General features: G+C 60.6%; 15 protein-coding genes. 6 read left to right on the top strand and 9 right to left on the bottom strand.

Features of this window, described 5'->3' with window-relative positions; translation table 11 throughout:
* Nucleotides 1-125: 125 nt before the first annotated feature.
* Nucleotides 126-530: a VOC family protein gene (locus AC2LD7_RS20970; RefSeq protein ID WP_484599573.1), complete on the bottom strand. Its 405-nt coding sequence runs from the start codon at nt 528-530 to the stop codon at nt 126-128.
* 58 nt (nt 531-588) lie between these two features.
* Between AC2LD7_RS20970 and AC2LD7_RS20975 the strand changes: the two genes are divergently transcribed.
* The 3 genes from AC2LD7_RS20975 (at nt 589) to AC2LD7_RS20985 (ending at nt 4003) form a co-directional block, all read left to right on the top strand.
* Nucleotides 589-891, top strand: a complete 303-nt coding sequence (locus tag AC2LD7_RS20975) for a putative quinol monooxygenase (RefSeq protein ID WP_484599574.1) — start codon at nt 589-591, stop codon at nt 889-891.
* Between the two features lie 210 nt (nt 892-1101).
* On the top strand, nt 1102-2343 hold the full coding sequence (locus AC2LD7_RS20980; protein ID WP_484599575.1) for an OprD family porin: 1242 nt from the start codon (nt 1102-1104) through the stop codon (nt 2341-2343).
* Between the two features lie 64 nt (nt 2344-2407).
* Nucleotides 2408-4003: an argininosuccinate lyase gene (locus AC2LD7_RS20985; RefSeq protein WP_484599576.1), complete on the top strand. Its 1596-nt coding sequence runs from the start codon at nt 2408-2410 to the stop codon at nt 4001-4003.
* Nucleotides 4004-4006: 3 nt separating this feature from the next.
* Here AC2LD7_RS20985 and AC2LD7_RS20990 read toward each other — a convergent pair whose 3' ends face one another.
* Nucleotides 4007-5260, bottom strand: coding sequence for a cation:dicarboxylate symporter family transporter (locus tag AC2LD7_RS20990; protein ID WP_484599577.1), 1254 nt, complete (start codon nt 5258-5260; stop codon nt 4007-4009).
* Between the two features lie 114 nt (nt 5261-5374).
* Here AC2LD7_RS20990 and AC2LD7_RS20995 point away from each other — a divergent pair, with 114 nt between their 5' ends.
* Together AC2LD7_RS20995 and AC2LD7_RS21000 are read left to right on the top strand one after the other, a co-directional pair.
* Nucleotides 5375-6298, top strand: coding sequence for a LysR substrate-binding domain-containing protein (locus AC2LD7_RS20995; RefSeq protein WP_484599578.1), 924 nt, complete (start codon nt 5375-5377; stop codon nt 6296-6298).
* 129 nt (nt 6299-6427) lie between these two features.
* A complete protein-coding gene (locus AC2LD7_RS21000; protein WP_484599579.1) occupies nt 6428-6622 on the top strand; it encodes a hypothetical protein in 195 nt (64 codons plus the stop codon).
* A 50-nt stretch (nt 6623-6672) separates the two neighbouring features.
* On the opposite strand, the gene AC2LD7_RS21005 is transcribed toward AC2LD7_RS21000, so the two are convergent.
* The 4 genes from AC2LD7_RS21005 to otsB all read right to left on the bottom strand — a co-directional run bounded on the left by AC2LD7_RS21005 (nt 6673) and on the right by otsB (nt 10513).
* Nucleotides 6673-7584, bottom strand: a complete 912-nt coding sequence (locus AC2LD7_RS21005) for a DMT family transporter (protein WP_484599580.1) — start codon at nt 7582-7584, stop codon at nt 6673-6675.
* The gene (gene can / locus AC2LD7_RS21010; protein WP_484599581.1) at nt 7584-8231 is read right to left on the bottom strand and encodes a carbonate dehydratase; all 648 of its coding nucleotides are present in this window, start codon (nt 8229-8231) and stop codon (nt 7584-7586) included. Before can ends, AC2LD7_RS21005 begins: the two co-directional genes overlap by 1 nt.
* Before the next feature lie 84 nt (nt 8232-8315).
* Nucleotides 8316-9725, bottom strand: coding sequence for an alpha,alpha-trehalose-phosphate synthase (UDP-forming) (gene otsA / locus AC2LD7_RS21015; RefSeq protein WP_484599582.1), 1410 nt, complete (start codon nt 9723-9725; stop codon nt 8316-8318).
* A 14-nt stretch (nt 9726-9739) separates the two neighbouring features.
* On the bottom strand, nt 9740-10513 hold the full coding sequence (gene otsB / locus AC2LD7_RS21020) for a trehalose-phosphatase (protein WP_484599583.1): 774 nt from the start codon (nt 10511-10513) through the stop codon (nt 9740-9742).
* A gap of 188 nt (nt 10514-10701) precedes the next feature.
* On the opposite strand from otsB, the gene AC2LD7_RS21025 reads away from it, so the two are divergent.
* Entirely contained in the window at nt 10702-11244 is a 543-nt protein-coding gene (locus tag AC2LD7_RS21025; protein WP_484599584.1) for a hypothetical protein, read from the top strand.
* Between the two features lie 20 nt (nt 11245-11264).
* On the opposite strand, the gene rimI is transcribed toward AC2LD7_RS21025, so the two are convergent.
* From rimI to AC2LD7_RS21040, 3 genes are read right to left on the bottom strand one after another with little or no spacing between them, the layout of a single operon-like run.
* Nucleotides 11265-11717 carry a ribosomal protein S18-alanine N-acetyltransferase gene (rimI, locus tag AC2LD7_RS21030; protein WP_484599585.1) on the bottom strand — a complete coding sequence of 151 codons (453 nt, stop codon included), beginning with the start codon at nt 11715-11717 and terminating at the stop codon, nt 11265-11267.
* A gap of 23 nt (nt 11718-11740) precedes the next feature.
* Nucleotides 11741-12568: an energy transducer TonB gene (locus AC2LD7_RS21035; protein WP_484599586.1), complete on the bottom strand. Its 828-nt coding sequence runs from the start codon at nt 12566-12568 to the stop codon at nt 11741-11743.
* Nucleotides 12565-14112 carry a 2-isopropylmalate synthase gene (locus AC2LD7_RS21040; RefSeq protein WP_484599587.1) on the bottom strand — a complete coding sequence of 516 codons (1548 nt, stop codon included), beginning with the start codon at nt 14110-14112 and terminating at the stop codon, nt 12565-12567. Before AC2LD7_RS21040 ends, AC2LD7_RS21035 begins: the two co-directional genes overlap by 4 nt.
* Nucleotides 14113-14465 lie beyond the last annotated feature (353 nt).

Genomic DNA, 14465 nt, shown 5'->3' on the forward strand with positions numbered 1-14465 from the left:
CATGGCTCCATCCTCTCAAGAGTTGGAGCCTCCGGGGAAGCCGGGGCGGTTCAGTCAGTGTCCCTAATTATTTCGAGGCGTGTGCTATCAGCAAGCTTCGCCACAAACCTCGCCCTCCGTTCACATCAACGCAAACGCTGCCCCGATATCGCCGGATGATAAAGCGGCTGGACCGTATTCCCAGCCGGATCAAGCATATGAAAGCTGTATGCCCCATCGCTGTGAGCGAAGGGGCGATCCAGCAACGTTACGCCTTGCGCTTTCAGGTATTCGTACCAGGCATGTAGCTCGTCCAGGCTATCGACGATGAAGCCGTAGTGATCCATCGCCTGGACGCCGCTGCTTTTTTCCCGTGCGCGGCCCAGGGAGAGGTTGTCGTTGCCGCAGGTCAGGTAGACGAGGTCCTTGCTGGCGCGGTTGAGCACTTCCATGCCCAGCACGTCGACATAGAAACGTTCGCACTCTTCCAGATTCGGGGCGGTAAGCGCCAGGTGACGCAGGCCATTCAGGCGACCGGGACGGGTTGGCATGGCTTGATCCTTTTTTGTATACAATCAAGCCACAACCATAAAACAAAACAGGATTCTTATGTACTGTCTTATTTTAAAAACTCAGCTCACGCCTGGCTCGTTCGCTCAGTTCATGGAGGCCATGCGCGTCAACGCCGCCGCTTCGGTGCAGAACGAGCCGGATTGCCTGGTGTTTGATGTCGTGCAGGATCTGAATGATCCTGATCTGGTGTATCTCTACGAGTTGTACCGCGACGAATCGGCCTTCACTTACCACAAGACCACCGAGCACTATCTGCAGAGCCGTCCGCTGGTCGGCGAATACATCGTCAAGCAAGAAGCCATGAAGGGCCGCATGGTCAGCGCCAATAGCAAGCGCTGAGTTAGCACCCGACACTGACGCGAGATCGCCTCCATCTCGCAGTCGTGAGGCAGACGATGCCTTTATGCCCGCCATCCATACTTAATAGATATTCACACCAGATTATCTATATATTTTTAATCCCAACCGCTGGTGATTAGCATCGCCCCAGACGCTGCCGGTCTTGTGCCGGCAGCGTCTACCTCCAATAAAAATAAACAGGAGACAGTGATGCTCAAGTCACCGAAGCCGCTCGCTGCGGCGATTGCGGTTGCTGCGCTGGGTGCGGGTTTGCCGGGTGTGGTCATGGCGGAGTTTCTGGCGGACAGCAAGGCAACGCTGGAGCTGCGCAACTTCTACCACAACGCCGATTACCGCCAGGAAGGCGCCAATCAGTCGAAGCGTGACGAGTGGGCGCAGGGGTTTCTGCTCAATTACGAGTCCGGTTTTACCGAAGGGCCGGTGGGTTTCGGGATCGATGCGATCGGACTGCTCGGCGTAAAACTCGACTCGGGACCGGAGCGGCAGAATACGGGGCTGTTGCCGGTGGGTGACGACAAGGCGCCGGACGAATACAGCCAACTCGGCGCGGCGGCCAAGCTGCGCTATTCGAAGACCACACTCCGTGCCGGCACCTTGCTGCCGAAACTTCCGACGGTGCTGCCGAACGATTCACGCCTACTGCCCCAGACCTTTCGCGGCGGCATGCTGACATCGAAGGAAATCGACGGGCTAACGCTGAACGCGGGCCGCCTGACGCAGAACAGCCTGCGAAACTCCGCTGCCAACGACGACATGCTGGTAGCGGGCAAAGGCATCAGCGGCGGGCAGGCCAGCGACAAGTTCGATTTCGCCAGTGCAAGCTACCGCTGGAACAAGAACCTGACCACGGGCTACCACTACGGCCATCTGGATCAGAACTACAAGCAGCACATCTTCAACCTGTTACATGTACTACCGTTGGGTGAAGACCAGGCGATCAAGAGCGATCTGCGCTTCGCCCGCTCCACCGAGGCGGGCAACACCAACGTCGACAACGATGCCTTCGGCGCCAAGTTCACTTACCAGCTCGGCGGCCACGCGTTCGGCGCGGCGTACCAGAAGATGAGCGGCGAGACGGGCTTCCCGCACATCAATGGCACCAACTCATATCTGGTCAACTACGTGATGATTTCGCCGGACTTCGCCAGTCCTGGCGAGAGATCCTGGCAGGTGCGTTACGACTATGACTTCAACGCCATGGGCATACCCGGCCTGAGCTTCATGACGCGCTATCTGCGCGGCGACAACTTCGACGGCCCTGGCGGACGCGACGGCCACGAGTGGGAACGCGATACCGATATCGCATACGTGTTCCAGCAAGGCGCGCTGAAGAACTTCGGCGTGAAGCTGCGCAACGGGACCTACCGAAGCACGGGCAACGACATCGATCAGACCCGCTTCATTCTCAGCTACACGCTGCCACTGCTGTAACGACCCCGCCCCATGCCATCCCGTCGCCCGCACGGGTGACGGTGTCGCTAAACAGGAGATGAACATGATCACGCAAAAAACGCTGCTTTCCCTGGCCGTCGCGTTCGCGCTGAGCGCCAGCCACCTGACCGTACAGGCTGCGGACACGGCCGACCTGCCCTGCCGCACCACGGCCGAATGCGCGGCCGAGGCGGCGAAGATCGGCGCCACGGTCGATCGTGCCGGTGCCAAGCAAGGCAAGCACGACGACCAATTCACCTGGGTCAACCGGATCAACAAGGCGTCCATCGTCATGCTGACCGAGGAAGAGATCGTCAGCCAACAACAGGGCCGCGAGATTGCCCGCGGCGTTCAGCACGTTATCGATCAGGCCAGCAAGCCGGATGGTAAGAAGCCCAGTGACGTGCTGCAGATCGAGCGCATCATGATCGACGAAATAGGCCCGCAAGCCTCGCTGATCCACTCCGGCCGCAGCCGCCAGGATATGTACGCCACCTACCGGCTCGCCACCCTGCGCAGCCAGTTGCTGGACTACACCGACTCGATGAACGACACCCGCGCTCGCCTTCTGGAGCTGGCCAAGGAGAACGTCGACACGCTGATCCCGGCCTACACCAACGGCGTGCAGGCGCAGCCGATCACCTATGCGCATTATCTGCTGGCCTACGAGGCAGCTTTCGAACGAGACGCTCAACGCATCCGCGAGCTGTACGAGCGCCTGAATCGCAGCCCGATGGGTACGGCGGTGCTGGCAAACTCAGGTTGGCCGCTCAACCGCGAGCGGCTGGCCGAGCTGCTCGGCTTCGATGAGGTACGTGAGAACTCGCTGGATGCCGGTCAGGTGTCGACCTACGACATTCCCATCGAGGCGGCCGGGATCGCATCGTCTTCAGCGATCCGCATCGGCGCGATGCTCGGCGACATCCATACGCAATACCACCAGATCCGCCCGTGGATGCTACTTGAGGAAGGTTCGACCTACACCAGCAGTGCCATGCCGCAGAAGCGTAATCCTGGCCTGATCATGCGAGCGCGGGAATCGGCATCGGATGTGGTCGGCCTGGCCCATACCGTCACCCTGCGCGCGCACAACGTGACCACTGGCATGACGGACTACAAGTTCGCCTTCGACGGCCTGGGATTGTTCGATAGCGCGCATGAGATGTTCGTCCGCACGCGCAAGGTGATGGATGCGTTGGTGATCAATCCGGAACGTGCGTTGGAAGAACTGGAAGCCGAATGGACCACTTCGATGGAGCTGGCCGACACCTTAGGGCGCGAACACAAGGTGCCCTTCCGTATCGGTCACAGCTTCGCCTCCGCGGTGGTGGGCCATGCGCGCAAGGAAGGCTTCGTGCCGGCCAACTTCCCTTACGCCGAGGCGCAGCGGCTGTTCACCAAGGCGGCGGAGAAGTACGAATGGAAGACCCGCGAATTGCCGCTGAGCGAGTCGGCCTTCCGCGCCACGCTGTCGCCGCAGAACATGGTCAAGACCCGTGTCGGCACCGGCGGGCCGCAGCCAGCGGAGGTCAAGCGCATGCTTGGCGAAGCCAACCAGGCGTTGGCTGGCGATCAGCATTGGACGGATGATCGCCGTGACCGAATTGCCAAGGCCGAAGCCACGCTGGACAAGGCATTCAACGCGCTCGTGAAGAACTGAGCCCTAACGCTTACCGACCACCGCGTCGGGAAGCGTCGGCTGTCGACGAGGCACCAACGCCTCGCGCAGCGCCTTTCGATCCAGCGCACCACTCCAGGCTGAAATCACTACGCAGGCCAGGCTATTGCCGAGCACATTGGTCAACGAGCGACACTTCATCAGCCGCTCGACGCCGAGCAAAATGCCCAACCCCTCCAGCGGTACCCAATTCAATACGCCGAGCGTGGCCGTCAGCGTAAGAAATGCCGAGCCTGCCGCGCTGGTCGAACCCAACGACGTCAGCAGCGATACCAACAGCAGCATCAGCAGCTGCGTGCCGTCCAGCGTTATACCTGCGAGCTGCGCCAGGAATACGAAGGCACAAGTCACGTAAAGGTTCGAACCGGTAAGGTTGAATGTATAGCCGGTGCTGAGCACCAGCCGCACCACCTGCTTTCCACAGCCGGCCCGTTCGAGCTTTTCGATCAGCCCTGGCACGGCCGCTACCGAAGCACCGGTGAAGGCCACCAGGCACAGCTCGGCTTTGATGTAAGCGACCAGGTGAAACAACCCAAAGCCAACACAGCGAGCCGCCACGCCCAACACCACAACAACGAACAGCAGAGCGGCAAGGTAGACGGTGCCGACGAATTTGAGCAGCAGCCAGGCGGATGCAGGCCCGTAGCGCCCGACGGTGTAAGCCATCGCACCAAAGGCGGCCAGCGGCGCGAACCGGAGCACCAAACGCAGCGCGCGCAGCAGCCATTCGACCAGCATCTCCAGCCTGCACCGCAAAGGCTTGCCCGCGTCGCCGGCGTAACCCAGCCCCAGGCCAAACACCAGCGCTGCAAACAGAACGGGAAGAATCAGGGTATGGCTGAAGAACTGCGCCAGACTGGCCGCGATGGCGGCGGTCAACTCGTTATCGGATTGCATGACAGGCGATGCGGCAAACGTCTCACCGTCGACGCCTGGCACCAGCAACATGGCGACCGCCGCACCGGTGACAAGCGACAGCACCGCCATCACGAAGAAGTACGCGACCACGCGTCCGGCGCAACGCTTGCCGTGGCCGCGGTCGCCAAACCCGGCCACTGCCGATGCGACCAGTACGAACATTACCAGCGGCACCGCATGGCCGATGACGCCAAGAAAGGCATCGCTGAGCGGCTTCATTCGGGTCGCCAGTTCGGGCTGCACGATACCGAGCGATATGCCCAGGGCAATCGCGATCAGGATCAATGCAGTGTCGTTCCTGGCCAGCTTGGCTAAGATCATGGGCCTTCGCGCAATATTGTTGTTCTTGTCGCTTCAGTGCCTTCGTATCCTAACCGATCCGCGCGCCTCTGCGGCCCGCACACCGACCGCCGCCCCGCCAGGACTGTCCCTTATATGGAACTTCGCCATCTCCGCTATTTCGTCATGGTCGCCGAGGAGAAGCACTTCACCCGCGCCGCCGCCCGGCTGAACATGCAGCAGCCGCCGCTGAGCCAGCAGATCCGTGCGCTGGAAGACGAGCTGGGGTTCGACCTGTTCAAGCGGCACCCCAAAGGCGTCGACCTGACCACCGGCGGCGCGGTTTTTTTGGATGAGGCCAAAACCATTCTTGCGCGGGTGCAAGAGGGCTCCCGCCGAGCCGCGCGTGTAGCCAAAGGCGTCGAGGGCACGCTGGCAATCGGCTTCACGTCCTCGGCCGCAGCGCACCCGCTGATCCCGCGCATCATCCGCGCCTTTCGCGAACAGTATCCGGCCGTGGCGATCACCCTGGACGAAGGCAATGCCGGCCGCCTAACCGAACGCTCCATGGCCGGCCAGCTGGACGTCGGTATCCTTCGTGCCCCCGTCAGCCGGCCAGACGGCATCGAGTTTCATCGCCTGCTGGTGGAAGAACTGTTGATGGTATTGCCGGTCGGCCATCCGGCGCTGTCTGATCATCCCGATGCGATCGAACTACAGGCGATACGTGACGAGCCCTTCATCCTCGTTCGCCGCCCCGGTGCGCCGGGGATGTATGCCAATCTGCTGCGCGCCTGTCAGGCGGCCGGCTTCGAGCCGCACGTAGCGTTCGAGGTCGAGCGGATGCTGACCAACGTGAGCCTGGTCGCGGCCGGCGAAGGCGTTTCAGTGGTCCCTGCTTCGATGCGCGATATCCACAGCGAAAGCGTCGTTTACCGCCGCATCCTCGGCGCCCGCCCCCGCCTGGTCGCGCCGTTGACGCTGATTTGCCGCAGCTTCAATCAGTCCCCGGCGCTGCAAAATTTCATCATGCTGGCCCGTCAGCTAGCCAAGGCGTATCGAACGCAGGTATTGAGCTGATTGCACTGGCGGCGCAAGCAGGCCGGCGCCCGTCGACAATGCAAACCCGCCACCTGATGACCGGCGCGAACATCACTCTGTTAGCCACCTCAAACCTGTGAGATCCCTATAACCCACACGAGGTGCACCATGGACAAAGAAATCAAAACGACCCCGCACGAAAAGAGCGATCACGAGCTGGCGAATTCGGCTGACGAGGTCGAGATCGGTAACACGGCGCACACGACGCGTACCCAGCCAGCCGGGCACAGCGTCGAGCCGACACGCACACGCACACGCATGAATGGCAGCGACGCAGACAATCCCGACAACCACAAGCGTTAAGAAAAAGCCCCGCAGAGACCGCGGGGCTTTTTCTTGTCTTCTGGCTGGCGCTAGCGAATCGCGGCGCGCGCCGTAGGGCGGGTTGCCAGGAAAAGGCCGGCGAAGATCAGCCCGCCGCCGATCCAGTGAAACATCTGCAGCCCCTCGCCCAGCACCAGCCAGCCGAGAATCGCTGTGAAGACAGGCATCAGATAGGTCGCCATCGCCGCCTTGGCCGCGCCAACGGTTTTGACGCCGTGGTTCCATGAAAGATAAGCGACTAGCGAGGCGAAGATGGCGGTGTAGGCGATGACGGCGAGGTTGGTCGGCGTGGGCGTGAAACCGCCGACGTGGCTGAGTTCGAACAGGTAGAACGGCAGGATCAGCGGCATACCGATCAGCATCAGTACGCCTAGCAGTGTCAGCGACGGCAGTTGCAAATAGGCAGCCCAGCGCCGCAGCAGCAACGTGTACAGCGCCCATATCAGCACCGCTACAAGCATGATCAGGTCCCCGGTCTGGAACGACAGACTGGTAAAAGCTTCCCAGCTGCCACGGCTGATCAAATAGATCAGCCCGCCTGCGGCGATCGCCATACCGAACCAGGCGCGACGTGCGGGCCATTCATTCAGCAATAATCCGCCACCGATAAAGGTGAACAGCGGCAGGCAGGTGTTTACTAGCGTGAGGTTGATGGCTTCCGTGCTCTGCGCGGCGGAATACAGCAGGGAGTTGTAGGTGCTGATGCCCAGCGCGGCGACGATCGGCAAGCGCCAACCGGCCGCGCGCAGCGACGCACGATGAGCCCAGATCGAGCGCGCAACGAAGGGCAGCAGCAAGCAGGTCGCCAAAAACCAGCGCCAGAACGACAAAGTCAGCGGCGGAATCGCCTCATGAAAGGCGCGCGCCACCAGCGCATTTCCGCTCCAACAAAGCACCGCGAGCAGCAGGCCAGCGAAGGCCCATCCGTGACGATTCGCCATCAGACCGGACGACGTGGACGGAGGCGGTATTGCGGAGGAACCTGCTCGGCGCCGCTGATGGTGACGTCCAAATCCTTCCAGATGCCATCCTTGATGCCATAGATGCAGCCATGCACGGACAACGGCTGGCCACGATGCCAAGCGTTCTGGACGATGCTGGTGTGACTGACGTTGGCGACCTGCTGAACGACGTTGAGTTCGCACAAGCGGTCGACCTGCGCTTCCTCGGTCGGGAAGGTGGCGATGTGGTCGCGGTGCTCGTAGTAAAGATCACGAATGGTGCGCAGCCAGCCGTCGATCAGGCCCAGTTGGTCGTCACGCATGGAGGCGCGCACGCCACCACAACCGTAATGGCCCGTGACCAGGATGTGCTTCACCTTGAGCACGTCGACCGCGTACTGAATCACCGACAGACAGTTCAGGTCGGTATGCAACACGACGTTGGCGACGTTGCGGTGGACGAAGAGATCACCCGGCAGCATGCCGACGATTTCATTGGCCGGCACGCGCGCATCGGAACAGCCGATCCAGAGATATTCCGGCACCTGCTGCTTGGCGAGCTTTTCGAAGAACTTGGGATCCTCCTTTTTTATGGCCTCAGCCCAGCGCGCATTGTTCTCGAATAGCTGATTAAGATCGTCGTTCATTTCTTTTCCGTCCTTTCCATTCCGACACGCACGTTACGAACCGGCCTGCGTTTTGACAAGAGCGCAGACCGGGACGTCACAGGATCAGACGGTGAAAAGCGGGTTCGACTGTACCTCTGCTCTGGGCCGAGAGGAGAACGCGCGCAGGTCTCGCAGAAAATTGTCGCGCCAGGCATCGAGGTCGGCGGCGCGGATCGCACGCATCATATGTTCGTAACGATCTTTGCGTTCGGTGAGCGACATGCGCAGGGCGCGGTCGAGCGCTTCGGCCATGCCGATACAGTCGTAGGGGTTGACGATCAGCGCCGAAGTCAGCTCGCGGGCGGCGCCGGCAAAGCGCGACAGCACTAGCACGCCGGGGTCTTCAGGGTCTTGCGAGGCGACATATTCCTTGGCGACGAGGTTCATGCCGTCGCGCAATGGCGTAACGAAACCAATGTCGGCATTGCGGAACAAACCCATCAGCACGCGCCGATCATGACTTTTATTAAGGTAATGCAACGGCGTCCAATCGAGATCCGATAGCCAACCGTTGATGTGCCCCGCCGCGCTTTCCAGCTGCTGTCGGATGTGCTGGTAGGTTTTCACATCGGAGCGCGAAGTCGGCGCGATCTGGATGAACTCGACTGCGCGGCGGTGCTCTGGGTAACGCTCTAGAAAGGCCTCGTATGCTTTGAAACGCTCCACCAAACCTTTTGAATAATCCAGACGGTCGACGCTGATGATCTTCTTGCGGGCCACATCGGTGGTACGCCGCATGGGCTTGCGGCGGCCTTTGTAGGATTCGGCCAGGTCGTGAATTTCATCCGGGACCACACCAATCGGATAAACCCCGGCTCGGAAGTTTTGCCCATAGGCGGTCAGGCTGCCGTCGGGCTCGAGAACGCCCCGGACTTCGCGGGTCATGTAGTCCTGAAAGGCGAGACGATCGGTTTCGGTCTGGAAGCCGATGAGATCGTAGAAGCAGAGCGTTTTGAGCAGTTCGTTGTGCGGCGGGATGACAGTGAGAATTTCCGGCGGCGGAAACGGGATGTGCAGAAAGAAGCCGATACGGTTGCGAATGCCCAATTGTCGGCAGGCTTCGGCGAAGGGAATCAGGTGGTAGTCGTGTATCCAGATGATGTCGTCGGGCTTGAGCAGCGGCTTGAGTTTCTCTGCCAGCATGGCATTAACGCGTCTGTAACCTTCATATTCCTGACGGTTGTAGCGGGCCAGGTCGATGCGGTAATGAAAGATCGGCCAGAGCGTGGCGTTGGAAAAGCCGCGGTAATACTGATCGTAGTCTTGCTTGGTCAGCCCTAACGTGACGTAGGTGATGTTGCCAACGGTCTCGGTGTTCGTGTGCGGAGTACTGCTTACATCGCCGCTCCAGCCAAACCAGATGCCTCCGGCCTGGCGCAACGCATCATAAACGCCAACTGCAAGCCCGCCAGCAGCGACCTTCCCCGCCTTGATCGGCGCTACGCGGTTGGAAACCACTACTAGTCGGCTCATGGGTCGTTCTCGCTTCAGTCTGTTTTATTAGATATTGGCAGCTCGGACAGAGCGCTGAGTAGTTCGTCGAGCCAGGCACCAACCGCTTCTACGGAAGCTAAACGCCGTGTGGCTTCGGTCGCCCCGCTGCCAACTTTGATGGTCAGTCCGCCCAGCTCGTTGACCACCTTAAAGCCGGCCTCATCGGTCAGGTCATCACCCACAAATACCGGTATCCGTCCCTTGAACGGAGCCTCTTGCATGAACGCGCGGATCACTTCTCCCTTGCTGGCGCCACGCGGTTTCAGCTCGAACACGCATTTGCCCGGCTGCAGCGCCAACACGTCACCGAAGCGTTCGACGAACGCTTCGGCCAAGGCGCGGGCGGTCTCTTCCAGTTCAGGAGCAAGGCGAAAATGCAGAGCGAAGGCAACGCCCTTGTTTTCCAGGGCAAGGCCAGGATGCTCGGCGCAGGCTTGCGCGAGCTCATGCTGAATGGCGTCGAACGCATCGCGGTCGAGGATCGGTTGCAGCGTTTCGCCCGCAGCTGTACGCCGCTCGGCGCCGTGCACGCCGGCAGCCGGTAGGCGCAATGGCGAGAGCAAATCGTCGATCTGGCTCAGCGGTCGACCGGAAATGACCGCTACGGGAATCTCGCTGAGGTGCAAACGCTCTAACGCCGCCAACGAACGAGGGGGAATGAAAACGAGCTCAGGACGAGGCTGTATTTCTGCCAGCGTTCCGTCGACATCGAAGAAAAAAGCGCAGTGCCGGACCTCTAGCCCGGGGCAGTCGTTTTGTTTGCTCATGCTCCCTGAGACTCCGGATCAACAGTGGTGGTTCGCGCTTTTTTGTACGACCACAAGCGCTTAGGCACTAAGAACGACACCCATAGCAGCTTGGTTCATAAACCCCGAACCGGCCAGCGATCAGCCTGAATCTTCACATCGCTCCCAGGTCACAACTTGCAAGACCGTAGCTCAAGCAGGAGGTTGTCATGAACGATCAAAAGCCCTACACCCCGACGGAAATCGACGATACCGAAGACCGCATGGGCTCAATCGAGCAGCTAGATTTCGATCAGCGTCGCGACGACCGTAAAGGCCGTATCGGTGATGAAGTGCCAGCCGAAGAGGTCGAAGACGAGTTCCCGCCGGAGCGGGTGACCGAAGCTGGCATGAGCAGCGGCGAAGTGCCGGGTGGCCAGACCACCATGGATGATTTGGCGCCGGAAACATTGATTCAGGAAGACGGTGCGCGGTCGGCGCATGAACGCGGTCATGGCGGCGCAGCCGATCAGGATCTGAGCAACGTGTCCGAGCATGACATCGGGGCCGATGTGGACCTAGACGAGGCAGAACGAGCGCGCCAAGACCCTTTGGACGGCAAGCCTTGGGATGGTCCGGCGAAAGGCGACCCGGACACCGGACTGGGTGGCGGCGATGCCGTGCTGCACGAGAACGATGATGTGATGGACGATAACGAGCTGGAAGGAGATGCACCGTTAGACTCGGGACGGGACAAGGCGCCGGGGCAATAACCGAGCACCTATAGCCAGGCTCAATCCAGCAGAGTACAGGCCATTACGAGCGCATCTTCACGCCCGTCAGCGGAAGGGTAGTAAGCGCGGCGACGACCGACTTCATTGAAGCCGTAGCGCTCGTATAGCCGATAGGCTGAAGTGTTGCTGGCACGCACTTCGAGAAAACACTCTCGCCCGCCACGCTCATGTGCTCGCTGCATCAGATGTTCGAGCAGCCGCAAACCGAGCCCGTGCCCTTGGCTCTGCGGCTTGACGGTGATGTTGAGCAGGTGCGCTTCGTCGAGAATGACGTTGATCACGCCGTGGCCGACCTGCTGCTCCCCTTCGAACATGACCCAGCATTCATAAGCCGTCAGCGCATCGGTGAAGATGCCTCGGGTCCAAGGATGACTGAATGCGGCGTATTCGATTTTCAGGACTGTTTCGATATCCGCCGCGATCATGGGGCGAAAACTGACTGCATCACTCATTCAGCACTACTCAAAGGAGCCACTCATAAACCGGTTACCCAGCGCGACATGCTGCGGCACATGGTCTTCCACAGTTGCGCTTTGCTTTCCGGCTGCTCCATCAACTGCTCGAGGCCCGGCATGGCCAGCGCAGGGCCAAGCCCCTCGATAGTCAGCTCGCGATAGCAGGCATCCGCCTCGACTTCGCCAGCAAAACGGAGAGCTGGCGAGCCGATCAGCCAAAGGCAGGCACAGCCCATTTCCTCCAATTCGGCGGCGACCACGCCCTGCACGTAATCGCGTGCGGCTTCGACGCCCTGATCGAGGCTACCGCTATGCAGCAGCGGCCAGCGAATCGGCTCGCCGTCACCGACCTGCTGGGGCTTGTCAGGCAACCTGGCGGCGCGCAGCAGGTCCTTGAGCAGGATGTAAGCCGGGTCACGGCTCTGGAACGATTCGCCTGTCGGCAGCTCCACCAACAGCAGCACATTGCCCGCACGCAGCAGCTGCAAGGCGAAACGCGGTGGCGGCACTGAGGCTTTCTGCTCGACCGCGGCCACCTGCGCCTCGCTGGCTTTCGCGACCGGCTTCTTCGGTTCGGGCACGGCGATACGCGGCATGGCGACCCGAATCGCGTCGGCTGCCGGACTCGCCGCGACAGCGGGTGTAACGGTTACCGACTTGGGCGCCGCAGGGGCCGGCTGCGCGGTTGGCCGTTCAAGCTCGATAACTGGCGCGGGCTCGGCTTCAGCCTCAATGAGCTGCAGCAGCTCCGGGCGCGAAGGTGCGGCGAAAGGTAGCTCGGTTCGCGGCAACCAACTAGTGATCTGCATGGCGTCGAGAAAGGCCCGACGCCGACTCTCAGTAATCAAACCCCGGCCACCTGCGGATGGGCCTTCGCGCCAACCTGCATCAGGTTCAAAGCATTCAGGTAAGCCTTAGCGGACGCCACAACGATATCGGTATCGGCACCGTTGCCATTAACGATGCGCCCGCCTTTCTCCAGGCGTACTGTGACCTCGCCCTGCGAATCGGTGCCCTTGGTGATTGCGTTGACCGAATACAACTGCAGCGTGGCGCCGGAATTGGCCACCGATTCGATGGCCTTGAAAGTCGCGTCCACCGGACCGGAACCTTGACCTACAGCGCTCTGTTCGCTGCCGTTTACGCTGATCACCAGCTTGGCATCGGGGATCTCGCCGGTCTTGCTCGCCACTTCCAACGTCACCAGTTTGAAATGCTCTTGGACGTCTTCAGCCAGGGTATCGGAGACCAGCGCCTGCAAGTCCTCGTCGAAGATCTCATGTTTTTTGTCGGCCAACTCCTTGAAGCGCGCAAAAGCGGAATTCAGCTCGCCTTCGCCGGACAGGATGATGCCCAGTTCATCGAGACGCGAGCGGAAAGCCGCACGCCCGGAGTGCTTACCCATGACCATCTTGTTGGCATTCCAGCCGACCGATTGCGCGGACATGATTTCGTAGGTTTCGCGGTGCTTGAGCACGCCGTCCTGATGGATGCCGGACTCGTGGGCAAAAGCGTTGGCACCGACGATTGCTTTGTTCGGCTGCACCGGGAAGCCGGTGATACCAGAGACTAGGCGCGAGGCACTGAGGATGTGTTCGGTCTCGATGCGGGTGTGTACGTCGAGCAGATCCTGGCGGGTTTTGATCGCCATGACGATTTCTTCCAGCGCAGCATTGCCAGCGCGTTCGCCGAGGCCATTGATGGTGCACTCGACCTGCCGCGCGCCCGCTACGACCGCTGCCAGCGAGTTGGCGACGGCAAGGCCCAAATCGTTATGGCAATGAACGGAAAACACGGCCTTGTCGGCATTGGGAATGCGTTCGAGCAACGTACCGATCATGGCGCCATATTGATGCGGAATAGCATAGCCGACGGTATCGGGAATGTTGATGGTCCGCGCGCCGGCATCGATGGCCGCTTCGATGATGCGGCAGAGGAAATCGATTTCCGAACGCCCAGCGTCCTCACAGGAAAACTCTACGTCGGCGCAGAGGTTGCGGGCCTTGGTCACGGCGCGTACGGCCTGCTCGACAACCTGATCCGGCTGCATGCGCAGCTTGTGCTGCATGTGGATTGGGCTGGTGGCGATGAAGGTATGAATGCGCCCGGAGTTGGCCCCGGCCAGCGCCTCAGCGGCACGCTCGATATCAGCGTCGATGGCACGGGCCAAGCTGCATACGGTGCTGTCCTTGATATTGTCGGCCACGGCCTTCACCGCCACGAAATCACCTGGACTGGCTATGGCGAAGCCCGCTTCGATAACGTCTACTTTCAGGCGCTCGAGAGTCTTGGCGATGCGCAGTTTTTCTTCGCCAGTCATGGAGGCGCCAGGGCTCTGCTCGCCGTCACGCAAGGTGGTGTCGAAGATAATGACGCGGTCGTTGCTGCTCATGTCGAATTCCTCTTGGCCGGCCATGCGGACTCAGGCGGCGCCTCAGGTGTGAATTGTGGCCGGAAACCAACAAAGCGGGAAGACCGAGCGGCCTTTACAGCGTCCAACGATCAGTTTGGGCCGATCTGGGTCGGGGGCCAGACGCACACTTACCCAGCGTCGGACGTCGGCAGGATACATTTTGCGCCAGCGGGAATACTAATTCTTGATCTGAGGCAGATTTTTTTGGATGCAGCCAATCAAACGCACTGCCGCAAAAGACCTGGCCACTGGCCCTGTTGCCCCGTCACTCTGCGGCCCGTTTTTTCTTTGCCCAAAGACAAACCCCCGACCTTCATACGAGGATCGGGGGT

The organism is Stutzerimonas sp. (assembly GCF_982611455.1).